Annotated in this window: 18 protein-coding genes and 1 pseudogene; 13 read left to right on the forward strand and 6 right to left on the reverse strand. The window is 72.5% G+C overall.

What is annotated here, in order from left to right:
- Positions 1-201: 201 nt before the first annotated feature.
- Both ACZ5NH_RS24535 and ACZ5NH_RS24540 read right to left on the reverse strand, forming a co-directional pair.
- The gene (locus tag ACZ5NH_RS24535; protein WP_388619723.1) at positions 202-975 is read right to left on the reverse strand and encodes an SDR family NAD(P)-dependent oxidoreductase; all 774 of its coding nucleotides are present in this window, start codon (positions 973-975) and stop codon (positions 202-204) included.
- 608 nt (positions 976-1,583) lie between these two features.
- Entirely contained in the window at positions 1,584-2,252 is a 669-nt protein-coding gene (locus ACZ5NH_RS24540) for an MOSC domain-containing protein (RefSeq protein ID WP_468778079.1), read from the reverse strand.
- A gap of 80 nt (positions 2,253-2,332) precedes the next feature.
- On the opposite strand from ACZ5NH_RS24540, the gene ACZ5NH_RS24545 reads away from it, so the two are divergent.
- On the forward strand, positions 2,333-3,232 hold the full coding sequence (locus ACZ5NH_RS24545) for a LysR family transcriptional regulator (protein ID WP_388619727.1): 900 nt from the start codon (positions 2,333-2,335) through the stop codon (positions 3,230-3,232).
- Positions 3,233-3,409: 177 nt separating this feature from the next.
- On the opposite strand, the gene ACZ5NH_RS24550 is transcribed toward ACZ5NH_RS24545, so the two are convergent.
- Positions 3,410-3,739, reverse strand: coding sequence for a WhiB family transcriptional regulator (locus ACZ5NH_RS24550; RefSeq protein ID WP_388619730.1), 330 nt, complete (start codon positions 3,737-3,739; stop codon positions 3,410-3,412).
- A 380-nt stretch (positions 3,740-4,119) separates the two neighbouring features.
- Between ACZ5NH_RS24550 and ACZ5NH_RS24555 the strand changes: the two genes are divergently transcribed.
- The 4 genes from ACZ5NH_RS24555 (at position 4,120) to ACZ5NH_RS24570 (ending at position 9,281) form a co-directional block, all read left to right on the forward strand.
- Entirely contained in the window at positions 4,120-4,731 is a 612-nt protein-coding gene (locus ACZ5NH_RS24555) for a response regulator transcription factor (RefSeq protein ID WP_003948568.1), read from the forward strand.
- 1,004 nt (positions 4,732-5,735) lie between these two features.
- Positions 5,736-6,323, forward strand: coding sequence for a sigma-70 family RNA polymerase sigma factor (locus ACZ5NH_RS24560; protein ID WP_030641278.1), 588 nt, complete (start codon positions 5,736-5,738; stop codon positions 6,321-6,323).
- A 164-nt stretch (positions 6,324-6,487) separates the two neighbouring features.
- A complete protein-coding gene (gene guaB / locus ACZ5NH_RS24565) occupies positions 6,488-7,996 on the forward strand; it encodes an IMP dehydrogenase (protein WP_388619732.1) in 1,509 nt (502 codons plus the stop codon).
- A 160-nt stretch (positions 7,997-8,156) separates the two neighbouring features.
- Positions 8,157-9,281: a GuaB3 family IMP dehydrogenase-related protein gene (locus ACZ5NH_RS24570; protein WP_388619735.1), complete on the forward strand. Its 1,125-nt coding sequence runs from the start codon at positions 8,157-8,159 to the stop codon at positions 9,279-9,281.
- A gap of 77 nt (positions 9,282-9,358) precedes the next feature.
- Here ACZ5NH_RS24570 and ACZ5NH_RS24575 read toward each other — a convergent pair whose 3' ends face one another.
- Positions 9,359-9,922, reverse strand: a complete 564-nt coding sequence (locus tag ACZ5NH_RS24575) for a hypothetical protein (RefSeq protein WP_468778082.1) — start codon at positions 9,920-9,922, stop codon at positions 9,359-9,361.
- A 138-nt stretch (positions 9,923-10,060) separates the two neighbouring features.
- On the reverse strand, positions 10,061-11,269 hold the full coding sequence (locus ACZ5NH_RS24580) for a nucleotide sugar dehydrogenase (protein WP_468778084.1): 1,209 nt from the start codon (positions 11,267-11,269) through the stop codon (positions 10,061-10,063).
- 284 nt (positions 11,270-11,553) lie between these two features.
- Between ACZ5NH_RS24580 and ACZ5NH_RS24585 the strand changes: the two genes are divergently transcribed.
- The 4 genes from ACZ5NH_RS24585 (at position 11,554) to ACZ5NH_RS24600 (ending at position 20,495) form a co-directional block, all read left to right on the forward strand.
- Positions 11,554-13,263, forward strand: coding sequence for a glycerol-3-phosphate dehydrogenase/oxidase (locus ACZ5NH_RS24585; RefSeq protein ID WP_468778086.1), 1,710 nt, complete (start codon positions 11,554-11,556; stop codon positions 13,261-13,263).
- A 197-nt stretch (positions 13,264-13,460) separates the two neighbouring features.
- The gene (locus tag ACZ5NH_RS24590) at positions 13,461-15,590 is read left to right on the forward strand and encodes a protein kinase domain-containing protein (protein ID WP_468778088.1); all 2,130 of its coding nucleotides are present in this window, start codon (positions 13,461-13,463) and stop codon (positions 15,588-15,590) included.
- 163 nt (positions 15,591-15,753) lie between these two features.
- A complete protein-coding gene (locus tag ACZ5NH_RS24595) occupies positions 15,754-18,597 on the forward strand; it encodes a protein kinase (protein ID WP_468778090.1) in 2,844 nt (947 codons plus the stop codon).
- A 149-nt stretch (positions 18,598-18,746) separates the two neighbouring features.
- Positions 18,747-20,495 (forward strand): serine/threonine-protein kinase, encoded by a 1,749-nt coding sequence (locus tag ACZ5NH_RS24600; RefSeq protein WP_468778092.1) that lies wholly within the window; start codon positions 18,747-18,749, stop codon positions 20,493-20,495.
- Positions 20,496-20,575: 80 nt separating this feature from the next.
- Here ACZ5NH_RS24600 and ACZ5NH_RS24605 read toward each other — a convergent pair whose 3' ends face one another.
- Complete coding sequence (locus ACZ5NH_RS24605; RefSeq protein WP_468778094.1) at positions 20,576-20,989, reverse strand: hypothetical protein; 414 nt, start codon at positions 20,987-20,989, stop codon at positions 20,576-20,578.
- A gap of 252 nt (positions 20,990-21,241) precedes the next feature.
- Between ACZ5NH_RS24605 and ACZ5NH_RS24610 the strand changes: the two genes are divergently transcribed.
- From ACZ5NH_RS24610 to ACZ5NH_RS24625, 4 genes and pseudogenes are all read left to right on the forward strand, one after another.
- The gene (locus ACZ5NH_RS24610; RefSeq protein ID WP_468778096.1) at positions 21,242-23,020 is read left to right on the forward strand and encodes a serine/threonine-protein kinase; all 1,779 of its coding nucleotides are present in this window, start codon (positions 21,242-21,244) and stop codon (positions 23,018-23,020) included.
- Positions 23,007-23,564 (forward strand): annotated as a pseudogene (locus ACZ5NH_RS24615) (protein kinase domain-containing protein); the annotation flags it as partial. The gene ACZ5NH_RS24610 and the pseudogene ACZ5NH_RS24615, both read left to right, overlap by 14 nt.
- A 137-nt stretch (positions 23,565-23,701) precedes the next feature.
- Complete coding sequence (locus ACZ5NH_RS24620; RefSeq protein ID WP_468778098.1) at positions 23,702-24,571, forward strand: serine/threonine-protein kinase; 870 nt, start codon at positions 23,702-23,704, stop codon at positions 24,569-24,571.
- A 136-nt stretch (positions 24,572-24,707) separates the two neighbouring features.
- On the forward strand, positions 24,708-26,321 hold the full coding sequence (locus ACZ5NH_RS24625) for a succinic semialdehyde dehydrogenase (protein ID WP_468778100.1): 1,614 nt from the start codon (positions 24,708-24,710) through the stop codon (positions 26,319-26,321).
- Positions 26,322-26,351: the final 30 nt, after the last annotated feature.

The raw sequence follows: 26,351 nt of genomic DNA on the forward strand, positions 1-26,351 counted from the left end.
GGGGGAGGCGCTCGGAGAGAGTCCCGGGCTTGTCCGGCAGGCCACGGCCCAGGCGGAACACCTGGCTCGGCAGAGGCGGCCAGGGCACATCTGACCCTCGCCCGGACCGTGACGGGGCCCCGGGCGAGGGTGCACCTGGCTCTGGCTCTGCAGCATGGCTGGTGGCCGGACGGGCGGCGCCTGTCGAGGCCAGGGCCGTGGCTACTGCGGCCCGTACTTCCGCCCCGTCTTCGACGTGATCCCGCCCAGCAGCCCCCGCGGGGTGACCTTCACCAGGCCCATCAGTGCCTTGTAGCGGGGGTCGGGGATCGACAGGGTCTTGCCGCGGGCCAGGTCGGACAGGGCCGCCGCGACCAGTTTGTCGGCGTCCAGCCACATCCAGCCGGGGATGTTGTCCGTGCCCATCCCGGCCCGCTGGTGGAACTCGGTGCGCACGAAGCCGGGGCACAGGGCCATCAGGCGGACGCCGCTGCCGGCCAGGTCCTTCGCCGCGCCCTGCGTGAACTGCACGACCCAGGCCTTGGAGGCGCCGTAGGTGCCCCGGGGCACGAAGGCGGCCACGGAGGCGACGTTGACGACTCCGCCCCGGCCCCGCTCGCGCATCGCCTCGGTCGCCGCCGACGTCAGCCGGAGCACCGCCTCGCAGTGCACCTTGAGCATCTTGAGCTCGTCGGCCATGGGCACCTCGAGATAGCGGCCCTTGTTGCCGAAGCCGGCGTTGTTGACCAGCAGGTCGACCGGGTTCTTCCGGTCGCCGAGGCGGCCGGCCACCGTCTCGATGCCCTTGTCCTCGGACAGGTCGGCGGTCAGCACCTCCACCTCGATGCCGTGCCGGTCGTGCAGTTCGGTCGCCTGTTCGTGCAGCCTCTTGGTGTCCCGGGCCACCAGGACGAGGTCGTGCCCGTCTGCCGCCAGCCGCCGCGCGAACGCGGCACCGATCCCCGCGGTCGATCCCGTAATCAGAGCCGTTGTCATGGCCCAAGGGTATTGACCCGGAGCGAGCGCGTCCGCTCCCCTCGGACAGGGGAGTTGGACGGTATGGGTTCGGTGACCGCCCGTACGACAGTGTGTGCGGGGCCCTGGCAGGGCGGGGCCGATGCGGGGCGCCTGCTTTGCGCCGGTATGACGGGGGCCTTGCGCTCTGCGGGGCTTCTCGGTCGGCGGGCGGGCCTCGGTCTGTGCGGGTCTCTGGGTCGGCGGGTGCGCCCTGGTCTGTGACGGGCCGCCCGGTTGGTGGGCGCTCTGCGTCGGGCCTTCCGGTTGCCGGATGCTCTGCCCTGCGCGGGGCTTCTCGGTCGGCGGGCGGGCCTCGGTCTGTGCGGGTCTCTGGGTCGGCGGGTGCGCCCTGGTCTGTGACGGGCCGCCCGGTTGGCGGATGCCCTGCGTCGGGCCTTCCGGTTGCCGGACGGCTCGCGCTGTGCGGGGCCTTCAGGCCGGTCTGGTCGAACCCCGCTCGGTCCGCCGTGTCCGCGGCTGACGGCCGCCGTGCCGGGCCTCCCGGACGGACTCAACGGCCAGTCGGCTTGGTCGGCCCGGTCGGCCCGGTCGGCGGCGCGGACCGTCGGGGCATCGCTGACGGCTGCTCAGCGCCGCTGCTCCGCCATGTACTTGCGGGCCTTCTCCAATGACTCCGGGTGCAGTGCCTCGCCCGCCGCGAGCAGCCGCGGCAGCAGCTCCCGCTCGGTGGTGACCGCTCGGAACTGCAGCGCGGCCGTCACCCCGTGGTCCGGCCGGTGCACGATCTCGATCGGGTCGCCCGCCCGTATCTCACCCGGTTCGATCACCCGGAGGTAGGCACCCGTTGCGCCCTTCCGTGTGAACCTCTTGACCCAGCCGCGCTCGCCCAGATGGCCCTGGAACGTACGGCACGGGATCCGGCCCGAGGTCACCTCCAGCACCACCCCGGAACCGATCCGCCAGCGCTCGCCGACCAGCGCCCCGGAGACGTCTAGACCGTCCGTCGTCAGGTTCTCGCCGAAGCAACCGTTGGCCAGCGACCGGCCGAGTTCGCGCTCCCAGTCGTCGAGGTCCTCGCGCGCGTAGGCGTACACCGCCTGGTCGTCCCCGCCGTGGTGCCGCAGCTCGCACACCGCGTCCCCGGCCAGCCCGCTCGCGCCGACGCCCTTGGGGCCCGGCGCCGCCACCCGCACCGGCCCGTCGGCCGGCTTCTTGTCGATGCCTGTCACACCCTCCGCCTGGTCCGTGTACGGCACCGGCTGCGGGCGGCCCAGATTGACCGAGAGAAGCTTCATGACCGCACGGTACGGGGCCACACCTCAAAGCGTCGAGCGAATATTGCGCGCCACCCCCAAGATGCCCTTATGCTCGAACGGTGATCGAGGCCCGTCATCTCCGTGTCCTGCGCGCCGTCGCCGCCACCGGTTCCTTCTCCGCGGCGGGGCGTGAGCTCGGCTGCACCCAGCCTGCCGTCAGCCAGCAGATGAAGGCCCTGGAGACCTCGGTCGGGACCCCGCTGCTGGTCCGCACCGGCCGCGAGATGCGCCTGACCCAGGCCGGCGAAGCCCTCGTCAGGCACGCGTCCGGCATCCTCGCGGGGCTCACCGCGGCCGAGGAGGAGGTCGCCGCGATCGCGGGGCTGCGGGCCGGCCGGGTCCGGCTGGTCTCCTTCCCCAGCGGCAGCTCCACCCTGGTCCCCACCGCCCTGGCCGCCCTCCGCGCCGCCCACCCCGGCACCCGTGTCTCCCTGGAGGAGGCCGAGCCCCCGAGGTCCGTCGAGCTGCTGCGCGAGGGCGACTGCGACCTGGCCCTGGCCTTCCGTTACGAGGGCGCGGCCGTCGCCGAGGACTGGGACGACCTGGTCGTACGGACCCTGCTGATGGACCGCCTGGTAGCGCTGGTGCCCGAGCGGCATCGCCTCGCGCGCGCGGAGAGCGTCGCCATCGGAGAGCTGGCCCAGGAGCCCTGGATCGCGGGCTGCCCGCGCTGCCGCGGCCAGCTGGTCGAGGTGTGCGAGGGGGCCGGTTTCACCCCGCGCATCGACTTCGCCACCGACGACTATCCCGCGGTGGTCGGCCTGGTCGGCGCGGGCCTGGGCGTCGCCGTACTGCCCCAGCTGGCGGTGGAGTCGGTACGGCCGAGGGGCGTGCGCACGGTACGGCTGGAACCGGCGGTACGGCGGGAGATCGTCGCCCTCACCCTGCCCGACCTGGCACAGGTGCCGGCCGTGGCGGCGACGCTGGAACAACTGGCCCGGGCGACGGGGCGCGGCTGACCGGCGAGGCGGGCATCCCGTCCGTGCGAGGCGGGCCATCCCGTCCGGCGGTGCGACCGGAGACACGCCCCCGCAGGGGGCTTCGGCAGGGTCAAGGGCACGCACGTGGTGACGCAGCGTGCCCTGGGGTGGTGGAAATGAGCGCACCCAGCGGGCTGTAGGTGCTGAAACGTTCCTTCAGTGGTTCGGGGCGGTGTCCGCGCCGGCGGTCGAAGCCGTCACCAGGCGGTTGCGCGCGCGCCCCATCAACTCCTCACGCTCGTCCTCGGTCAGGCCGCCCCACACGCCGTACGGCTCGCGCACCGCCAGTGCGTGCGCCGCGCACTCCGCGCGGACCGGGCACCTCATGCAGACCTCCTTGGCCGAGTTCTCGCGAGCGCTCCGAGCCGCCCCGCGCTCGCCCTCGGGGTGGAAGAAGAGCGAGCTGTCCACGCCGCGGCAGGCAGCCAGCAGCTGCCAGTCCCACAGGTCCGCGTTCGGTCCGGGAAGGCGGGAGAAATCTGCCATTACGTGACCCCTTGTAGCCGTTCTGAGCGGATACGGTGCCAACGACCGTACATCTCCGGTCTAAGGAGATGAAAATATGACTCATTGCGAATCTAGCCTCAGACACCTCAAAACGGGAAGAAAAGCGGCCAAACGGGGCATAGTTGTGATGAAAAGTTGAGGGTCTGATGTCCAGGTCTGCGCCGTGACGAGACCCTCACGTAGAGTGCCGAAGACGGCACGTAGCCCCGTAACTCTTTCGAGTGACCGTCGTTGAGAGTGCGGAGGCGGTTGAAAACAGAAGCGCTCGGGCAGGCGTCCGAGACGGTCGACCGCACAGGTGACGATTCCGTACCAGCCTGGAGGCTCAAGGTGACGCGCATCAGCTGCGGAGGGCGGTCATGACATCCGTCCTCGTCTGCGACGACTCCCCGCTTGCCCGAGAAGCGCTCCGCCGCGCGGTCGCGACCGTGCCCGGTGTCGAGCGTGTGACGACGGCGGCCAACGGCGAGGAAGTCCTCCGCCGCTGGGGCGCCGACCGCTCCGATCTCATCCTTATGGACGTGCGCATGCCGGGCCTGGGCGGCGTGGAGACCGTGCGCCGCCTGCTGTCCGCCGACCCCGGCGCGCGCATCATCATGCTCACGGTCGCCGAGGACCTGGACGGCGTGGCCCTCGCGGTCGCCGCCGGCGCCCGGGGCTACCTGCACAAGGACGCCTCGCGCGCGGAGCTGCGCGCCACGGTGACGCAGGCCCTCGCCGACCCCACCTGGCGGCTGGCCCCCCGCCGGCTCCGCTCGGCCGAGATGGGCGCCGCGCCCACGCTCACCGCGCGTGAGATCCAGGTCCTGGAGGGCATGAGTCACGGCCGCTCCAACGCCGAGATCGGCCGCGAGCTCTTCCTCTCCGAGGACACCGTCAAGACGCACGCGCGGCGCCTGTTCAAGAAGCTCGGCGCCTCGGACCGGGCCCACGCGGTGGCGCTCGGCTTCCGCTGGGGACTGGTCCGGTAGGCAGTGCCCAGCCCTGCGGGGCAGGCGGGTACGTGCCCGGCGCAGGGCACGTACCCGCCTCCCCGGGCAGCAGCGGGATGTCTCACCGGCCCTTTCGGGGAGTCCCGGGCCGACCGTCGACCGGAACGCGACGCACGTACGGCACCGCGCCGGGCTCGGGCACCGGAGCACCATGCCCTGGCCCTGCGCGGGGCTGGACGACCCCGCTCGTCGGGGACGCGCCCTGGCGGCACGCACGCGTGCGTGGAATCGCCCTGCGGCTTCGTTGCCGTGGGGCGGGTTCTGCCCAGTCGTGCGGTGCGTGGCGCGGGTGATGGCGCTCTTCGGTTCAGCTGCCGTGCCGGTGCGTCGTCCCAGCCGTGTGGTGCCTGGTGTGGGGGGCGTCCTGCGGGGCGCGGCACGCACGCGTGCGTGGAATCGCCCTGCGGCTTCGTTGCCGTGGGGCGGGTTCTGCCCAGCCCCGCGGGCGCGACGTCCGGACGGCCGGCCAGCCTCCGTGCGGCGCCCACGCGCCACGCGGACGGTCGCACCCTTCGGCACCCCCGCCGTACCAGCGCAACGCGGAGGTGGGTGCCGGTGAAGTGCCATGACGGGTGTTCCGGTTGCCCGTGGGCGCGGCCGTGAGGGGCGCTCGCGGGGTGGAGCCCGTCACACGGGAGGAGCCGCGCGGCGGCCGGCCGGCCGGGGGGTCGGCCACGCGCGCGTACGGAGATCCACTCCGTCAACACCCGTGGTCCACGCCACCCGACGAGGCACCAGGCGCCCCGGCGCACGACTGCGCAGGCCGCCGCGGCGGACGTTGCGCAAGCCGGCCCGCCGGACGAGCGCTGCTCGTTTCGGCGCGGATGCCGCATCCTTGAGGTGTGGAGTCTCTCGGGGACGAGTCGGTCGAGCGGAAGGGGAGGGCGCAGGAGATGAGTGCCGGCGCACCTGCTCATAACGCTTCGGTGCACAACCACGAGCACAATGCGACGGACCGGACGGCCACAAGGCACCATGGACCGATGCGCGACGACGAGGCGGGCACGGCCCATGGGGCGATCGGTGCGCTCGTCCATCGCGCCGTCGACGGGGACGAGCAGGCCACGCACGATCTGCTCGCCCATGTCCACCCCCTGGCGCTGCGCTACTGCCGAACCCGGCTGTCCCGGCTGCCCGGCGACGCGCGTCACTTCGTCGAGGACCTCGCCCAGGAGGTCTGCGTCGCCGTCCTGCTCGCGCTGCCCCGCTATCGCGACACCGGCCGCCCCTTCGAGGCGTTCGTCTTCGCCATCGCCTCCCACAAGGTCGCCGACCTGCAGCGCGCCGCGATGCGCCACCCGGGGTCGACCGCGGTGCCGTCCGACGAAATGCCCGAGCGGCCGGACGACTCCCTCGGCCCCGAGGAGCGCGCCCTGCTCAGCAGCGACGCCGAGTGGGCCAAGAAGCTGCTCGCCAACCTGCCGGAGAACCAGCGCGAGCTGCTCCTGCTGCGCATCGCCGTGGGCTTGACCGCGGAGGAGACCGGGCAGATGTTGGGAATGTCACCCGGCGCGGTCCGGGTCGCCCAGCACCGGGCGCTGAGCCGCCTGCGGGCGCTCGCCGAGCAGTAACACCCTTGTGCGGAGCCCCTGCAGCTCCCCTTGTTGAACAGGCATGCTTCGGCTTCCGTACGAACATACGAAGCCTGAAGTCACCCCGTACCGTGGAATTTGCTAGCGATGCTTCCCGTTAGCATGGACATCCGCACCGATCAAGGCCATTTGGGGAAGGTGTCATGACTGCCAACGTCGACGGAGTGCCCGGAAAATTCGCGACACTCGGGCTGACCTACGACGACGTGCTGCTGCTGCCGGGCCCGTCGGACATGGCACCCGATGAGATCGACACCGCCTCGTACGTCTCCAAGAACGTGCGGGTCAACATCCCGCTGCTGTCCGCCGCCATGGACAAGGTGACCGAGTCCCGCATGGCGATCGCGATGGCCCGCCAGGGCGGGGTCGGCGTGCTGCACCGCAACCTCTCCATCGAGGACCAGGCCAACCAGGTCGACCTGGTGAAGCGCTCCGAGTCCGGCATGGTCACCGACCCCATCACCATCCACCCGGACGCCACGCTCGCCGAGGCCGACGCGCTGTGCGCCCGGTTCCGCATCAGCGGCGTCCCGGTGACCGACGGCGACAAGCGGCTCCTCGGCATCGTCACCAACCGTGACATGGCCTTCGAGAGCGACCGCGGCCGCCGGGTGCACGAGGTCATGACCCCGATGCCGCTGGTCACCGGCAAGGTCGGCATCTCCGGCCCGGAGGCCATGGAGCTGCTGCGCAAGCACAAGATCGAGAAGCTGCCGCTGGTCGACGACGAGGGCGTCCTCAAGGGCCTGATCACCGTCAAGGACTTCGTCAAGGCCGAGCAGTACCCGAACGCCGCCAAGGACGCCGAGGGCCGCCTGCTGGTCGGTGCCGCGGTCGGTGTCGCCGGTGACGCCTTCGAGCGCGCCCAGGCCCTGATCGAGGCCGGTGTCGACTTCATCGTCGTGGACACCGCGCACGGCCACTCCAGGCTGGTCGGCGACATGATCGCCAAGATCAAGTCGAACTCCTCCGGCGTCGACGTCATCGGCGGCAACGTCGCCACGCGCGACGGCGCCCAGTCCCTGGTCGACGCGGGCGCCGACGGCATCAAGGTCGGCGTGGGCCCCGGCTCGATCTGCACCACGCGCGTGGTCGCCGGCGTCGGCGTCCCGCAGGTCACCGCGATCTACGAGGCCGCGCTCGCCGCCAAGGAGGCCGGGGTCCCGGTCATCGGCGACGGCGGTCTGCAGTACTCCGGCGACATCGCCAAGGCCCTGGTCGCGGGTGCCGACACCGTCATGCTGGGCTCGCTGCTCGCGGGCTGTGAGGAGTCCCCGGGCGAGCTGCTGTTCATCAACGGCAAGCAGTTCAAGTCGTACCGCGGCATGGGCTCGCTGGGCGCCATGCAGTCCCGCGGCGAGCGCAAGTCGTTCTCCAAGGACCGCTACTTCCAGGAGGGCGTCGCCTCCGACGAGCAGCTGATCCCCGAGGGCATCGAGGGCCAGGTGCCCTACCGCGGCCCGCTGTCCTCCGTCGTCCACCAGCTGATCGGCGGTCTGCGCCAGTCGATGTTCTACGTCGGCGGCAAGACCGTGCCCGAGCTGCAGGCGAACGGCCGGTTCGTGCGGATCACCTCGGCGGGCCTGAAGGAGAGCCACCCGCACGACATCCAGATGACGGTCGAGGCGCCGAACTACAGCAGCAAGAGGTAGCTCTCAGGTAGCACGACCGCGCATCCACGCGCGCGTGAAGGCTGTCCAGCGGCGGTCCCGGAGCATCCGGGGCCGCCGTTCTCGTCCCCGCGGAGGGCTTGTGCCGTGCCCGTCGGCGATACTGGAAGGCGCTGCAACGCATAGGGAAAGGCCTAGAGACGTGACTGAGATCGAGATCGGGCGCGGCAAGCGCGGCCGCCGGGCGTACGCCTTCGACGACATCGCCGTCGTCCCCAGCCGCCGTACGCGGGACCCGAAGGAGGTCTCGATCGCCTGGCAGATCGACGCCTACCGCTTCGAGCTGCCGTTCCTGGCCGCCCCCATGGACTCCGTGGTCTCCCCGGCCACCGCGATCCGCATCGGCGAGCTCGGCGGCCTCGGCGTGCTCAACCTCGAAGGCCTGTGGACGCGGTACGAGGACCCGCAGCCGCTGCTGGACGAGATCGCCGAGCTGCCCGCCGACCAGGCGACCCGCCGCCTCCAGGAGATCTACGCGGCGCCCATCAAGGAGGAGCTGATCGGCGCGCGCATCAAGGAGGTGCGGGACTCCGGCGTGGTCACGGCCGCGGCGCTCTCCCCGCAGCGCACCGCCCAGTTCTCCAAGGCGGTCGTGGACGCGGGCGTGGACATCTTCGTCATCCGAGGTACGACGGTCTCGGCGGAGCACGTGTCGTCCTCGCACGAGCCGCTGAACCTGAAGCAGTTCATCTACGAACTGGACGTCCCGGTGATCGTCGGCGGCTGCGCCACGTACACGGCGGCCCTGCACCTGATGCGCACCGGCGCGGCCGGCGTGCTGGTCGGATTCGGCGGCGGCGCCGCCCACACCACCCGGAATGTGCTGGGCATCCAGGTCCCGATGGCCACGGCCGTCGCCGACGTGGCCGCGGCCCGCCGTGACTACATGGACGAGTCCGGCGGCCGGTATGTGCACGTGATCGCGGACGGCGGCGTCGGCTGGTCCGGCGACCTGCCCAAGGCGATCGCCTGCGGCGCCGACGCGGTGATGATGGGCTCCCCGCTGGCCCGCGCCACGGACGCGCCCGGCAAGGGCCACCACTGGGGCATGGAGGCGGTCAACGACGAGCTGCCCCGCGGCAAGAAGGTCGGCCTCGGCACGGTCGGCACCATCGAGGAGATCCTCACCGGCCCGTCCCACACCCCCGACGGCTCGATGAACTTCTTCGGTGCCCTGCGCCGCGCGATGGCCACGACCGGCTACAGCGAGCTGAAGGAGTTCCAGCGGGTCGAGGTGACGGTCGCGGACAGCCAGCACCGCCGCTGACGCGCCCACGGGAGCAGTGCGACGCACAGGGCCCGGCCACCGACGAGGTGGCCGGGCCCTGCCGCTTGCGGGAGGGCTTACGCGGCGGCCTTCTTGGCGCCGGAGAACGCGGCGAACGCGGCGATGGCGAAGAAGAGGAAGGTCAGCGGGTCGGCGTCGTCCTTCCAGACCTTCTGGACCACGTCGAAGTGCTGGAAGAACAGCTCGTTGAAGCCGACGTGCAACTGGTCGGCGCCGATCATGGCCTCGCCCACCAGCTGGCCGAGGTACACCGAGCCGAGCGCGAGGATCGCGCTCACCACGGGGAGCGCCGGGTTGCGGCCGCCCGCCTTGCCGGCCGCGAGACCGACGACGAAGCCGACGCCGACGGCCGCGTAGCCGATCTCGTGCTTGGTGGCGCCGATGACGAGGCCGTAGAGCGCGGCCGCGACCACGGCGGCGACGACCGCGGCGACGATGCCGAGGACGACGTTGTTCTGGGCCGGAGCGATCGGCGCAGGCGGGGCGAAAGCGCCCGCCGGGGCGACGGGGGCGCCCGGCTGCGGCGGGTACGGCGCGCCGGCCGGGGCCTGCTGCGCGTACGGGTTGCCGTCGACCGGACCGGGCTGCGGCGACTGCGGCGGTGGAGCTGACTGGCTCATGACAGAAATCCCCCCGATATGGAGCACGACTGAAGGACGGAAACGGAAAACCCCCGGCACACGCGTGTGCGGCGAGTCCGGGGGAGATTAACAGCCGGGGCCGACAACGCCCCGGCTGTTTTCCGTTCGTGACCGGGCTCAGAGCCGGTGCGCCGCCCCCGTGGGCGTGGCCCCGCGCGTGTCCAGCAGCAACTGCGCCTTCACCGACAGCCCCTGCAGGTCGTACGTGCGGTGCTGCTGGAGCAGGATCGTCAGGTCGGCGTCGGCGGCGGTCTCGTAGAGCGAGTCCGCGCGCGGGACCGGGCGGTCCAGCACGTTCCAGGAGGCCACCAGGGGGTCGTGGAAGCTCACCGAGGCGCCCAGCTCCATCAGCCGGATCGCGATCTCCTGCGCCGGTGTGCCCTGCAGATCGGCGAGATCGGGCTTGTAGGTGACGCCGAGCAGCAGCACCCGCGCGCCACGGGCGGACTTGCCGTGCTCGTTGAGGAGGGTGGCGGCGCGCTGGACGACGTACCGGGGCATCCGGCTGTTGACCTGCTGGGCCAGCTCCACCATGCGCAGGGTGCGGGTGGCGTGCCCGGTCAGGTCCTGCGCGACACCGTGGCCGCCGACGCCCGGGCCGGGCCGGAACGCCTGGAAGCCGAAGGGCTTGGTCTCCGCGCACCGGATGACGTCCCAGAGATCGACACCCAGCTCGTGGCACAGCACGGCCATCTCGTTGACGAGGGCGATGTTGACGTGGCGGAAGTTGGTCTCCAGCAGCTGTACGGTCTCCGCCTCGCGCAGCCCACGCGCGCGTACCACCTTGTCGGTGAGCCGGCCGTAGAAGGTGGCGGCCGACTCGGTGCAGGCGGGGGTGAGGCCGCCGATGACCTTGGGGGTGTTGGCGGGGGAGTGGTCGCGGTTGCCGGGATCGACCCGGCTCGGAGAGTAGGCGAGGTGGAAGTCGCGGCCGGCACGCAGCCCCGAGCCCTCCTCCAGCAGGGGGCGCAGGAACTCCTCGGTCGTGCCGGGGAGCACCGGCGACTCCAGGATGACAGTGGTGTGCGGGCGCAGCCGCTTGGCGAGGGTACGGGCGGCCGCCTCCACCTGGCCGAGGTCGAGTCCGCCGTCGGCGCCGCGCGGGGTCGGCGCGCAGATGACCGCGGTGCGCACGCGGCCGAGCTGGGCCGGGTCGGTACCGGGCCGGAAGCCCGCGGCGTGCATCCGGCGCAGTTCGGCGGGACTGAGGGAGCCCGCCTCGGGGCCGGTGGCGTAACCGACGGTGGGGATGCCTGCGGCGACCGCGGCCTGAGCGAGCGGCAAGCCGTAGGGGCCGAGTCCGATGACGGCGAGGTCTGCGGGCATGGCGTGGGCGGTCCTTCCCATAGCCGAAGCGGGACAGGCGCGCAACCGCTGTGGACAGGATGAGCGCGTGCAATGTCAGACTAGGTACACATATGACTGTTATGCGTGATTCTGTTCGTGTGTCTTCCGAGGGTTGTGGGCGAGTTGTCCACAGGTTGGGAACGCGTGGTGGCTGAAGTCGGGCAAGCCGGTCAGAATTTGGGCATGAGCAGGGGATGAACGAACCGGGGCTTCGCCCACCGGGTGCGGCCGACGCGAGTGAGTCTGCGACAGCGGGAGGCAGCGTGAGGACAGCGACTCTGGGGCCGACGCAGCGCGCCGAGGCGCTGGCCGCGATGGCGGAGCGGGAGCTGGACGTGCTGGTGATCGGCGGCGGGGTCGTCGGCGCGGGCACCGCGCTGGACGCCGTCACGCGCGGCCTGTCCACCGGTCTGGTCGAGGCCCGCGACTGGGCGTCCGGCACTTCAAGCCGGTCCAGCAAGCTCATCCACGGCGGTCTGCGCTATCTGGAGATGCTCGACTTCGCCCTGGTTCGCGAGGCCCTGAAGGAGCGCGGACTGCTGCTGGAGCGGCTCGCCCCGCACCTGGTCAAGCCGGTGCCGTTCCTCTACCCGCTGCAGCACAAGGGCTGGGAGCGGCTATACGCCGGCTCGGGCGTCGCGCTCTACGACGCGATGTCCATGGCCCGCGGCCACGGCCGGGGCCTGCCCCTGCACCGTCATCTGAGCCACCGTCACGCCCTGCGCGTAGCCCCCTGCCTGAAGAAGGACACCCTGGTCGGCGCCCTGCAGTACTACGACGCCCAGATGGACGACGCCCGCTTCGTGGCCACGCTGGTGCGCACGGCTGCGTCCTATGGCGCGAAGGCGGCCAACCGCGCGCGGGTGACCGGGTTCCTGCGCGAGGGCGAGCGCGTGGTCGGCGCCCGGGTGCAGGACGTGGAGGGCGGCGGGGAGTACGAAATCCGCGCCAAACAGATCGTCAACGCGACCGGGGTGTGGACCGACGACACACAGGCCATGGTGGGGGAGCGGGGCCAGTTCCACGTCCGCGCCTCCAAGGGAATCCACCTGGTCGTGCCCAAGGACCGCATCCACTCCACCACCGGCCTGATCCTGCGCACCGAGAAGTCCGTCCTCTTCGTCATCCCCTGGGGCCGGCACTGGATCGTCGGCACCACCGACACCGACTGGAACCTCGACAAGGCCCATCCGGCCGCGTCCAGCGCCGATATCGACTACCTGCTGGAGCACGTCAACTCGGTGCTCGCGGTGCCGCTCGCCCGCGACGACGTGCAGGGGGTGTACGCGGGTCTGCGCCCGCTGCTCGCCGGCGAGTCCGACGCCACCAGCAAGCTGTCCCGCGAGCACACGGTCGCCCATCCGGTGCCGGGGCTCGTGGTCGTGGCGGGCGGCAAGTACACCACCTACCGCGTGATGGCGAAGGACGCGGTCGACGAGGCGGTGCACGGCCTGGACACGCGGGTCGCCGACAGCGTGACGGAGGAGATCCCGCTGCTGGGCGCGGAGGGCTACCAGGCGCTGTGGAACGCGCGCGCCCGCACCGCAGCCCGCACCGGGCTCCACGTGGCCCGCGTGGAGCACCTGCTGAACCGGTACGGCTCCCTGGCCGAGGAAGTCCTGGACCTCATCACCGCCGACCCCGCCCTGGGCGCGCCCCTGCAGGCGGCCGACGACTATCTGCGCGCCGAGGTGGTGTACGCCGCCTCGCACGAGGGCGCCCGGCACCTGGACGACGTCCTCACCCGCCGCACCCGGATCTCCATCGAGACCTTCGACCGGGGCACTCGCAGCGCCCGGGAGGCGGCCGAGCTGATGGCACCGGTCCTCGGCTGGGACAAGGACCAGATCGAGCGCGAGGTCGAGCACTACGAGAAGCGGGTGGAGGCCGAGCGCGAGTCCCAGCGCCAGCCCGACGACCTGACGGCGGACGCGGCGAGACTGGGAGCGCCGGACATAGTGCCGTTCACCTGAGGGAGCGCGGCCGTGGCCGTCCATGAGCCGGGAGCCCCGGGGGAGCCGAACGCCCGTCACCCCCGCCGAAACCAGGCGCATTTCCCCGAAACCGGTGCACCGGATCCCGCCTGAGGCGAAGGGCCCCCTGGGCGTCGGCCACTTGTGGGGTGAGAGACAATGGAGGCTCTGTCAGGGCGGGTTGTATGAGGGGACGCATGTCGGAGGCGGAGCGGGCGGGAACATCTCGTCAGGGGACTCGTCAGGACAAGAGCGAGCGTCGTCTCCTCGCCGGGCGGTACCGGCTGGGAGACGTGCTGGGCCGGGGCGGCATGGGCACGGTCTGGCGCGCCGAGGACGAGACCCTGGGCCGGACGGTCGCCGTCAAGGAGCTGCGGTTCCCGTCGAACATCGACGAGGAGGAGAAGCGGCGCCTGATCACGCGCACCCTGCGCGAGGCCAAGGCGATCGCCCGGATCCGCAACAACAGCGCGGTCACGGTCTTCGACGTGGTCGACGAGGACGACCGGCCGTGGATCGTCATGGAGTTGGTGGAGGGCAAGTCCCTCGCCGAGGTCATCCGCGAGGACGGCCTGCTGGAGCCGAAGCGCGCCGCCGAGGTGGGACTCGCCGTCCTCGACGTGCTGCGCTCCGCGCACCGCCAGGGCATCCTGCACCGGGACGTGAAGCCGTCGAACGTGCTCATCGCCGAGGACGGCCGGGTCGTGCTCACCGACTTCGGTATCGCGCAGGTCGAGGGCGACCCGTCCATCACCTCCACCGGCATGCTCGTCGGTGCCCCCTCCTACATCTCCCCCGAGCGCGCCCGCGGCCACAAGCCGGGCCCGGCGGCCGACCTGTGGTCGCTCGGCGGCCTGCTGTACGCGGCGGTCGAGGGCGTGCCCCCGTACGACAAGGGTTCGGCGATCGCCACGCTCACCGCGGTGATGACCGAGCCCATGGAGGAGCCCAAGAACGCGGGCCCGCTCAAGGACGTCATCTACGGCCTGCTCACCAAGGACCCGGCCGAGCGGCTCGACGACGCGGGCGCCCGGGCCATGCTCAACGCCGTGATCCACGCACCCGAGCCGGAGCCGATGGACGCCACGCGCGTGGTGCCGCTGCCGCCGCCGGGCCCTGCCGAGGGCAGGCGGGGCGAGGAGGCCGGGGAGAAGCTGCGCGGCGCGCTGCGTTCGGTCCGCAAGGCGGCCGGGGCGGCCACGGCGGCCGCGTCCACCCGGGCGAAGAGCGGCGGCGACCCGGCCGCGCCGGACACCGGTGAAGCCGCGGGTGCGGACGGCGCCACCGCGGGCGGGGGACGTCCTGCCACCCAGGGCCGGGTACGCACAGGCACCCAGGGCGGGGCACGTCCTGCCGGGCAGGGCGGGGTGCGACCGGCCTCCTCCAGCGGGGTGCGACCGGCCTCCCCCGGCGGGGTGCGGCCGGCCTCCTCCAGCGGGGTCGGTGCCGGATCCACCGGCAGACAGGCCGGTTCTGCCTCCGGTGCCGCCGGTGTACCGAACTCCAGCGCGAACAAGCCGAGTTCGGGCTGGCCCGTGGTGCCGCCGCCGGACCTGGACCTGCCGACGCGATCGGTGCCGAGGGCGCCGCTGACCGACGTGGTGCCCAAGCGCACGCTGGTGATCATCGCGGTGATCGTCCTCCTCGCCGTGCTCGGCACCATCCTGGCCTTCGCCCTGAACGGCGACGACAAGGGCGGCAAGGGCAGCGGGGCCAAGGCGGCGGCGAGCGCCAGTGCGTCCACGAAGCAGGACAAGAGCGACAGGAGTACCGGCAGCGGGGCGAGCCCGTCGTCGGGCGGTACCGGTTCCACGTCGGGCAATGCCGTCGACGCGAGCGCGTCCACCGACGACTCCGGCTCGTCCGGCAAGTCCGGTGCCAAGGGCGGCGGGACCGCGCCGGTGGTGACGACCCGCAAGGGCGGTCAGGGCTACTCGATCGGGCTGCCCAAGGGCTGGTCGTACAAGTCGACCGACGGTGCGGGCGATCGCTACACCGGTCCCGACGGGCAGAGGCTGCTCATCGGCTGGACCGGCACCCCCAAGGACGACCCGGTGGCGGACTGGGAGAACCAGGAACACAGGATGGTGCTTTCCCAGTACCAGCGCATCCGCATCGAGAAGGCGGACTACCGCGACTGGAACACCGCCGACTGGGAGTTCACCTATGTCAACGGCACCAAGTACCGCGTCATCGACCGCGGGTTCGTGGTCAACGGCCATCTCGGATACGGCCTGATGTACACCGCGAAGGACGCGAACTGGGACAGCGCGCTGCGCAAGGACACGTGGAAGACGTTCACGACCTCCTTCGAGCCCAAGTCGTAGGCTCCTGACGACGGTTTGGGGCGTGAGAATCCGTCATCCGCTTAATGCGGATTGCCTCCGGCACGTATCGTGAATGGTTGCGGACCGTACGCAGCCGGAAGTGTGTGCGAAACGGGTCGCGAGGCGAACGGATGTGACCGACCGGGCTGCCGGGGGAGGCAATGTGGACGACTACGCGGGTCGGGTGCTCGCCGACCGCTACCGCCTGCCGTTGCCGCCCTCCGACGAGTACGAACTCACCGAAACCCGCGCCTTCGACACGTACAGCGGTCAGGAAGTGCTCGTCCGGCAGGTGCCGTTGCCGGAGGTCGTCGAGGCCGAGGTGCTGGACGCGGAGGGGCTGCCCGAGGGCTTCACCGCGCGTGAGCGCGGGGCCGGGGCCGGGGCCCGGCGGACGCCGGACGCCCGGACGGCAACCCGGCGGCCCGCCGACCCGGCCGTACGGCGAGCCGTCGAGGCCGCGCAGGCCGCGGCCCGCATCCCCGACCATCCGCGCCTCGACCAGGTCTTCGACGTGTTCGCCGAGGGCGGGTCGCTGTGGATCGTCAGCGAGTTGGTGACCGCGCGCCCGCTGGCCGCGCTGCTCGCCGAGCAGCCGCTGTCGCCGTACCGGGCGGCCGAGGTCGCGGCCGACGTACTCATGGCGCTCCGGGTGCTGCACGGCCATGGCTGGGTGCACCGCAACATCACCGCCCGCACGGTGCTCGTCTGCGACGACGGCCGCGTGATGCTGACCGGCCTCGCCGTCGGCGCCGCGGAGGAGGCGTTGTGCGGGTACGACCCGGTACCGGCCCAGGACGGGCCGGCAGAGGGTGCCGTCGGGGGAGCGGGGACGGAGCCGGAGACGGCCGGTCCTGGGGCTGGTCCGGGGGCCGCAGTTCGGGCTGCCGGCGGCCTGGGCGCTGCTCCTGGGCCGGTCGGTGGCCTGGATGGGTCTACGGGGTTCGGTGAGCCGGGAGCAGGCCGGGGTCCGGGTGCGACTCCCCTCACCGGGGGCCGTGAGGATGCCACCGGTTCCGCAGACGGGGCGAAGGGGGTGGCCGACGGGGCGGCCGGAGCGGGCGGAGTGCCGTCCGCGGACGTCGACCCCGAGGCAGCGCGACGGGCCGCGATCCAGGCAAGGGCGGCCGGCGGGCTGCCGGTGCCGGGGGCGAACGGGGTGTCCGGCGGGGCCGCTGTGCCCGGCCCGGCGGGGCAACGGCCCCTGGAGAACGGCGCGGACGTCCGTGCCGCCCGCGCCGGGGCCATCGCCGCGTACCGCGCGGGTGCCCGTGCCGCCGCCCGGGTGCAGGAGGCCCGGCAGAACGGGCGCGCCGCCCTGCCCGGCGCCCGCCCGCCCGCCGAGGGCGACACCGGCGCCACCCGGGCCGACGGCACATCCCAGCCGCCGTACTCCGGCGCTCCGGGCACCACGACCCCGCCCCAACGGATCGCCGATCCCTACGGAGTGCAGGGCGCCCCCTGGCACGGCGCCGCACCGCGCCCCGCTGCCGCCGGCCCCTCCTCGGCCCTGGGCGGCGGCCCGCAACGCCCCGGCCTCCCCTCGGCGAACCCCCGCCCGTCCGTCCCGGGCCAGACCCCGGCCCCGGACCCCGCCACCACCCCCCGGACCCCCGCCGACCCCACCCGCCAAGCTTCCGGCCCGCCCCCTTACGGCACCGGTCCGGCCCGCCAAGGCCCGCACCCCCACGCCACCGGTGCCGCCGCCCCCGCCCACCCCCACTGGAACGCCCCCGGAGCGGACGGTGGGCGGCGTGGGCCCGCGAGTGCGCTGGAGGCCGAGCGGGCGCGGCAGGTGCGGATGACCGTGGTGGGGCCGGTGACGGAGCGGTGGGCGCCGGAGCAGGCCGGGCCCGTGCACGAGAACTGGCAGCTGGCGGCGCCGATCGGACCGGCTACCGATCTGTGGGCGCTGGGCGCGTTGTTGTTCCGGGCCGTGCAGGGGCACGCGCCGTATCCGGAGGAGTCGACGGCCGAGCTGGTGCAGCTGGTGTGCGCCGAGCCCCCCGCCTTCGCCGAGGAGTGCGGCCCCCTCCGGCCGGTCGTGGAGTCGCTGCTGCGCCAGGACCCCACCGAGCGCCTGGACTTCGAGGAGCTGAACGGCTGGCTGCGCTCGCTGGTGCGCTCCGCGCCCGAGCCGGACGCCGGCACCCATGTCGTACCCGTGCCGCCCGCCGACCCGAGCCGGCTGCCGATCGTCCGGCGGCGCGGCGAGCTGGTGCGGATGCGGCGGCGGCGCGCCGCGCTGCCCGACACCCATCCGCACGGCCGGCACAAGCGCGAACGGGGCCGGGAGGAGACGCGTTCGCCGCGCAGTCTCGGCCGGACCCTGCTTCTGCTCATCCTGCTCCTGCTGGCCGGCGCGATCGCGTACGCGCTGCTGTTCATGCCCAAGCAGGGGGCGAGCGGGGCCGCGGGCAGCGACCGGACCCGCAGCGCGGGGGACGTCGGTTCCGCGTCCTCGGCCACCCGGCAGCCCCCCTCCGAGCAGGGCGGCAGCCCCTCCGCGTCCGCACCCGCCACCGAGCCGCAGACCGGCGGCGACCCGGCCGTCGCCGACGGCTTCACCCTGCGCAAGGATCCGGAGGGGTTCCAGATCGCCGTCGCCAAGGGCTGGAACCGCACCCCGAAGAACGGCAGCGGCCAGGTGGTGTACGCGCACGACGCCTTCGAGCTGATCGTCGTACCGGGCAGGGACAGCGCGTCGACGTACGGCAGTGACCCGATGGCCTACCAGCGGGACAAGGAGAGCGAGCTCCAGCCGTACCGCGACTCCAGCTGGGCCACGGCCACCGGTCTGAGAACCATCGAGGTGGGCGGGCGGACCATGGCCGAGGGCCAGTTCACCTGGACCGACGGCCAGGGCCGCGACCTGTTCGTGCGGAACATGGCGATCCTCCTGAACGGCCGCTACCACCTCATCCAGGTGCGCGGTCCGGAGGCCCAGCGGGACGCGGTGACCCGGCTGTACGAGCAGGCCACGGCGACGTACCGCTACACGGGTTGAGCGCCCCGTATACCGAGTGGCCGGTACTGGACGGTTCGGGCGGCGACAAGCGTCACAGTGCTGTCACCTTGGTACCCCGCTGGTTCCCAGTTGGTTGACCGGTCCTTAGTCTGACCCTGTCAAGAGCATTGCGGGGCAACGTGAATCAGATGCAGGGCCTGCTCATAGCGGGCCGCTACCGGCTCGCCGATTCGATCGGCAGCGGCGGCATGGGCCGGGTGTGGCGCGCCCACGACGAGGTGTTGCACCGGACGGTCGCCGTCAAGGAGTTGACCGCGGCGCTCTACGTCTCCGACAGCGACCGGGCGGTGCTGCTCGCCCGGACCCGGGCCGAGGCCCGCGCCGCCGCGCGCATCAACCACTCCGCCGTCGTCACCGTGCACGACGTCCTCGAACACGACGGCCGTCCCTGGATCGTCATGGAGCTGGTCGAGGGCAACTCGCTGGCCGACGCGGTCAAGGAGCGGGGGCGGGTGGAGCCCGCGGAGGCCGCCCGTATCGGGCTGTGGGTGCTGCGGGCGCTGCGCGCCGCGCACTCCGCCGGTGTGCTGCACCGGGACGTCAAGCCCGGCAACGTCCTGCTCGGCCGGGACGGCCGGGTGCTGCTCACCGACTTCGGCATCGCCCAGATCGAGGGCGACTCCACCATCACCCGCACCGGCGAGGTCGTCGGCTCGGTCGACTACCTCGCGCCCGAGCGGGTGCGCGGCAACGATCCCGGCCCGGCCTCGGACCTGTGGGCGCTCGGCGCCACGCTGTACACGGCGGTCGAGGGCCGTTCGCCGTTCCGCCGTACCTCACCGCTGAGCACCATGCAGGCGGTCGTGGAGGAGGAGGCCGACGCGCCGCGCCACGCCGGTGCGCTCGGCCCCGTCATAGCCGCCCTGCTGCACAAGGAACCGGAACGCCGGCCGGGCGCGGAGGAGGCGGAGCAGATGCTCGCCGAGGCGGCGGAGGGGCGCCGCCCGCACGCGGCCCAGGCGTTCATCCCGACCCAGGGCTCGGGCCTGCACACCGGTGGGCCGAGCACCTCGGGTTACAGCCCCACGGGACCCACTTCCGGCTACGGCCCCACCTCCGGCTACGGCCCCACCTCCGGCTACGGCCCCACCTCCGGCTCCGGCTCCATGGGGACCGTCCACGGTCCCGGAGCACCGGGGGGCCCGGGCCGTTCCAGGACCGGGCCGACGGCTGCGGCGCCCACGCCGCGGGGTCCGGCGCCGGTGCGGCCCCGGCCCCGCCGCCGGCTGCGCACCCTCGCCCTCGTCGTCGCCGCCGCGGCGGTGCTCGGCGGTGGTGCGGCGGTCGCCTTCCAGGAGTGGGGCGGCATGGAGCAGAACACCGGGTCGAGCACCGGTGCGGGTCCGGCCACGGACTCGCCCTCCGCGAGCGGCAGCGCCACGCCGGGCGGTGCCGGGACCCTGCCCGCCGGCTGGGAGCAGCACCACGACCCGGTGGGCTTCAGCATCTCCCTGCCCAAGGGGTGGAAGCGGTCCGTCTCCATCGACCAGGACGGCCTCCGGCAGGTCGACTACTCACCCGACAAGGGCAAGCACCTCGTGCGGGTCGCCGTCGACACCGCGCCGGACTTCCGCACCTCGTACGAGCACATGAGCAACCTGGATCAGCGGGTCTCACGGCGGCTGCAGGACTACAAGAAGCTGAGCCTCAAGGACGAGCTCTTCCGCGACCAGCCGGGCGTCCGCTGGGAATACACGTGGAACGCGCTGGCCAAGGACCCGCCGCACTACTTCCCGGGGCCCTACCATGCCATCGACGTCGCGTACATGGAGAGTGACGGCACCGAGTACGCCATCTACGCGGCCTCGCCGGCCGACGACTGGGCCACCACCAGCAAGCAGTTCGACTGGATCCTGCGGGGCTTCCAGGAGGGTTGATCTCTCATAACGCGGTCGCATATCGGCCCATCCGAAAATCGCATGGGCCGATATGTCAACGAGAGTGAAGGTGCGGGGGCTCAGGCATAGTCCGTGCAGGAACGGACAATCGTACTCCCGTCCATGACCGCCACCTGCGCGCCGATGTAGTCGAGAGTATCGCCGGGGGGTGACGCGTAAGTGGTGAAGGAGATGGTCGATCCGTTTCCGTTGTAGTTGGAATGCCAGGGCCACTCCGTCACCCAGCCGGTGCCACTGTCTATGGAAACGAATCGAATGGCCACATGGCGACCATCGGCAGCGGTGTCCTTGACCCAACCGCTGATGTCCACATGTCTGGCAGTCCAGTTGGTGAACGTCAGACTCCCCGAGGCGCCGGTCACCGAGCACGCCGCTCCGCCGCTCGCCGCGCTGGCATTGGTCACCGTGGTCGTGGCGAATATCGCCACCGCCGCGAAGCCCGTGACGGAAAGCCGCTTCAATGTGTTTTTCATAAGGAAAACGTAAGGGTCTCATGATCCACATAACAGCATGATTCAAGCCATCCGATTTACCCTGCATGGCCTATATTCCTGCACGGTTTGTCATGCTTCATGTATTTTCTAAAGCATGTTGTGGCCGAAAACAATCACCCCCGGCCGTCCGGCCCGACCCGGTCACACGCGCGACGAACTGGCCGAAGCGGCGGCATACTTGGCCGATCGCCGTCCCGGAAGGCGTCCGTCCGATGCGGCATGATGGGGCGCATGGGGACCGAGGGGGACGTCTTCCGTGTGATCGCGGGCCGTTACCGTCTGGAGGCGCGCATCGGTCGCGGCGGCATGGGCGTCGTATGGCGGGCCGTGGACCAGGTGCTGGGCCGGCGTGTCGCGGTCAAGGAACTCCTCCCGGACGACTCCCTGTCCGAGGGCGACGCGCGGCGCCGCCGGGACCGTACGTTCCGTGAGGCACGGGCGGTCGCCCAGCTGCGGCATTCGCACATCATCGTCGTGCACGACGTGGTGGAGCAGGACGAACGCCCCTACCTCGTCATGGAGTTGGTCGACGGCTGCTCGCTCGCCGACCTCATCTCCCGGCAGGGCCCGGTCGACGCCGCCGAGGCCGCGCGGATCGGCATCGCCCTGCTCAGCGCGGTGCGCACCGCGCACGAGGCAGGGGTGCTGCACCGGGACATCAAGCCCGCGAACGTGCTGATCGAGTCCGGCACCGGCCGGGTCGTGCTGACCGACTTCGGTATCGCGCAGGTCGCGGGCGCCACCACGCTCACCGAGACCGGGTCCTTCGTCGGCTCGCCCGAATACACCGCGCCGGAACGGATGTCGGGGCTGCGCACCGGCCCGGAGTCCGACCTGTGGTCGCTGGGCGCGCTGCTGTGCACGGTGCTCAGCGGCGAGTCGCCGTTCCGGCGCGACTCGCTCGGCGGCATCCTGCACGCCGTGGTCGCCGCCGACATCCGGCCCCCCGCCGAGGCCGAGCCGCTGCTGCCGGTCGTACGGGGGCTGCTGGACCGCGACCCGGACCGGCGGCTCGGCGCGGCCGAGGCCGAGCGGATGCTGCGGACGTACCTGGAGACGGGCCGGACCCCGGAGGCGCCGGACACCTCGTCCGGCCCCACCGTCACCGGCCGCGCGCACCGGATCGGCGGGGGCTGGGGCCCACGGTCCGGGGCGGCCGAGGGACGTACGGCGAGGTCCGGGGCCGCGGGGAGCCGTGCGCCGGAAGCCGCCGCGCCGTACCCGCCGACCCAGCGGGACCTTCCGCACGACGGGCCGCAGCCGCCCGCCACGGCCGGGCCGGCCGCGGAGCCCCAGGCCCGGCAGACGTCCACACGCGGGGTGCTGGTCGCGGCCCTGCTGGTCGCCGCGCTGGCCGGGGCCGGTGTGTCGGCGGCGGCACTGCTGCTGCACCGGGACGCGGGCGGGGGCGGCGGCAGCCCCGGCGGTACGGCGACCTCCCCGGCGACCGGGACCGCCACGGGCCCGGCCTCGTCGCGGACACCCCCGACACCCACCACCTCCGGCCCGGCGTCCACCGCGACCCGCCCGTCGGCCACCCACCCGGGCTCGGCCGGCCCGGGCACCGCGCCCTCCGGTTACCGCACGGCCCGGGACGCGGCCGGCTTCTCCCTCGCCGTACCGGAGGACTTCGTCCGCAGTCCGCAGGGCGAGCGCGTCTTCTACCTCTCACCCGGTGACACCTTCCGCCTCGGCATCAAGATCGCCGATCCCCAACCGGGCGGGCCGAAGGTGGTGATGGACCGGTCGGCCGCCAACGGCCCCGTCAGCAACCCCGGTTACCGCGACGGCCGGGTCACCCGGGCCACGCACGACGGACATCCGGCGGCGCTCTGGGAGTTCACCTGGAACGGCTTCAGCGCGGCGGAGGGGCCGCGCCACACCTACGACCTGTGCTGGGAGGAGGCCGGGCGCACGTACGACGTGTGGGTGTCGGCGCCGGTCGGCAAGGTGCGGGAGGCGCGGGAGTACTTCGACGTGGCGGTCGACACCTTCCGTGCGGGGTCCTGAACTGCCGCTCGGTCACGGGGCCGACGACACGACGAGTTTTGTTCTGCAACCGCCGCAACCGCCGCAACCGCCGCCGACGGCACAGCCGCACGCACGGCCGCGCCCCGTCCCGGCTCAGCAGCAGGATCCCGGCGCCGGGCGGATCGTCGCCGGCCGGTACCGGCTGCTCGACAAGCTGGGCCACGGCGGGATGGGAACCGTGTGGCGGGCCCAGGACGAGACGGTGGACCGGGAGGTCGCCGTCAAGGAGCCACGCGTACCGGACCACCTTCCCGAACGGGAACGTGCCAACGCCTTCGAGCGCATGCGCCGCGAGGCCCGCGCGGCCGCCCGTCTCGACCACCCGGCGGTGGTGAACGTCCACGATGTCGCGGTCGTCGAGGGCCGGCCCTGGATCGTCATGGAGCTGGTGCGCGGCCGCACCCTCGGCGACGGCCTGCGCGAGGGCACACTGGACGCCCGCGAGGCCGCCCGGATCGGCCTGCAGGTGCTCGGCGCGCTGGAGGCGGCGCACGCGGCGGGCGTGCTGCACCGGGACGCCCGAACAAGGGGGACTTCACGGCGTGCGGCCGGGAGGTGGCCGAGTCGGCGTTCGCGAACCTGGACATCAAGGAGCTCTGAACGTCCGGCTTTTGGTCCCCCGCTTCGACAAGGGCCTGGTGCTCGCGGTACTCATGTGACATGAGTGGAGACGGTGAACTCCCGCCCGACGCACGTCTGATCGGCGGCCGCTACCGGCTGGCCGCAAGGCTCGGGGCAGGGCCCACCGGGACCGTGTGGCGGGCCCTGGACGAACAGGAGCCGGACCGCGAGGTCGCCGTCAAGGAGTCGCTGCTGCCCGGCGATCCGGCCGAGGACGAGGAGAGCCGCCGTATCGCCCACCGGCTCTACCGGGAGGCCCGCGCCGCGGCCCGGGTGCGCCATCCCTCCGCCGTGACGGTGTACGACGTCGTGACCGAGGACCATGTCCCCTGGATCGTGATGGAGTTGGTGGCGGGCGAGTCGCTGCAGGAGGTCCTGTGGCGCGCCCCCCTGCCACCCGCCGAGGCCGCCCGGATCGGGCTCGCCGTCCTCGGCGCCCTGCGCGCCGCCCATGCCGTCGGCATCGTGCACCGGGACGTCAAACCGGCCAACGTCCTGCTGGAGTCCGGCACCGGGCGGGTGGTCGTCACCGACTTCGGGACCGGCGACGGGCATCCGGGGGAGGCGCCCGCCGGTTTCGTCGCCCCCGAGCGCGCCGCGGGCCCCGGCGCCGGCCCGGCCTCCGACCTGTGGTCCCTCGGTGCCCTGCTCCGCACCGCCCTCGCGGACACGGACCCCGGCCCGCTGGGCCCCGTGCTGGACAGGCTGCACGCCGACGAGCCCGAGGCGCGCCCCGGCGCGGAGGAGGTCACGGCGGCCCTGCGGGACTACCTCGGCCTCACGCCCGTACCGGAACCGGCACCCGAAGCCGCACCCGAGCCCCCCTCGCCCCGGCCCCCGGACCCCCCACGCCGCACCCCGCGCACCGCACTCGGCCTGCTCCTCGCGAAAAAAGCCGGACTCGAATGATCCTTCCGCGCGCCACCGTGCCAACGCGCTGATCAGCACATTCCCTGCCAGTGATCACTGGCAGTGTGTGAGCACTCGGTGAATCCCCATTACCGACGGGTACACAAAGCCTGTGCTCCGGCATACCCTGCGCGTCATGACGGACACGCAGGCCCCGGACAGCACCGGCACCAACCCCCTCGCGCCCGCCCCCGAGGGCGCGCGCACCGCCGTCGACGTGGTCACCCCGGAACTGGTGGCCCAGCTCACCAAGGGCATCGTCGGCTCCGGCCGTACCGCCAACCACACCCCGTTCACCGGCGAGAAGCTGGCCGACCTGCCCGAGTCCACTCCCGAGGACGTCCGGAAGGCCTTCGATGCCGCCCGCGCCGCGCAGGCGGTGTGGGAGAAGACCCCGGTACGGCAGCGGGCCGCCGTCCTCCTGCGTTTCCACGACCTGGTGCTGGAGCGGCAGGCCGAGGTGCTCGACCTGATCCAGCTGGAGACCGGCAAGGCCCGGCTGCACGCGCACGAGGAGGTGCAGGCCGTCGCGGTCGCGGCCCGCCACTACGGCCGCAAGGCCCCCGCCTATCTGCGGCCCAAGCGGCACACCGGCGCCGTCCCCACGCTCACCAAGGTCACCGAACTGCGCCACCCGCGCGGTGTCGTCGGCCAGATCGCCCCCTGGAACTACCCCCTGGAGCTGTCCGTCGGCGACGCGCTGCCCGCCTTCGTCGCCGGCAACGCGGTCGTGATGAAGCCGGACACCGAGACCTGCCTCACCGCCCTGTGGGCGCGCGACCTGCTCATCGAGGCCGGGCTGCCCGAGGGCGTCTTCCAGGTCGTGCTCGGCGAGGGACCGGTCGTCGGCCCGGAGCTCGTCCGGCACGCCGACTACGTCTCCTTCACCGGCTCCACCCGCACCGGCCGCGAGGTGGCCCAGGGGGCCGCCGCCCGCCTGGTCGGCGTCTCCCTCGAACTGGGCGGCAAGAACGCCATGCTCGTGCTGGACGACGCCGACATCGAGAAGGCCGCCGCCGGCGCCGTACGCGCCTGTTTCTCCTCCGCCGGGCAGCTCTGCATCTCCATCGAGCGCCTGTACGTCCACGAGTCGGTCGCCGACGCCTTCCTGGAGCGCTTCGCCACCCGCACCAAGGCCATGCGGCTCGGCAACTCCCTGGCCTACGGCGCCGACATGGGCTCGCTGGTCGGCGAGCGCCAGCTCAAGACCGTTCAGCGGCATGTCGAGGAGGCCGTGGCGAAGGGCGCCAAGGTGATCGCGGGCGGGGCCGCCCGTCCGGACATCGGCCCGTACTTCTTCGAGCCGACCATCCTCGACGGCGTCGAGGACTCCATGGCCGTGTGCGAGGAGGAGACCTTCGGCCCGGTCGTCTCCATCTACCGGTTCAAGAGCGACGACGAGGCGATCGAGCACGCCAACGCCACGCCGTACGGCCTGAACTCCTCTGTGTGGACGAAGAGCGCCGGGCGCGGCCGCGAGGTGGCCGCCCGCCTGCGCACCGGCACGGTCAACGTCAACGAGGGCTACGCCCCCGCCTACGGCAGCGTCCAGTCCCCGATGGGCGGCATGAAGGACTCCGGCCTCGGCCGGCGCCACGGCTCCGAGGGCATCCTCAAGTACACGGAGGCCCAGACGGTGGCCCAGCAGCGGCTGCTGCCGATGGCGCCGTCGCTGGGCATGACGGACGAGGCGTACGCCAAGTTCATGAGCACGAGTCTCCGGCTGATGAAGGCATTCCGGTTCCGCTAGCAGCACCGTTCGTCAACACCCGTTCCCGAC

The sequence above is a fragment of the Streptomyces sp. NPDC031426 genome (assembly GCF_055581585.1).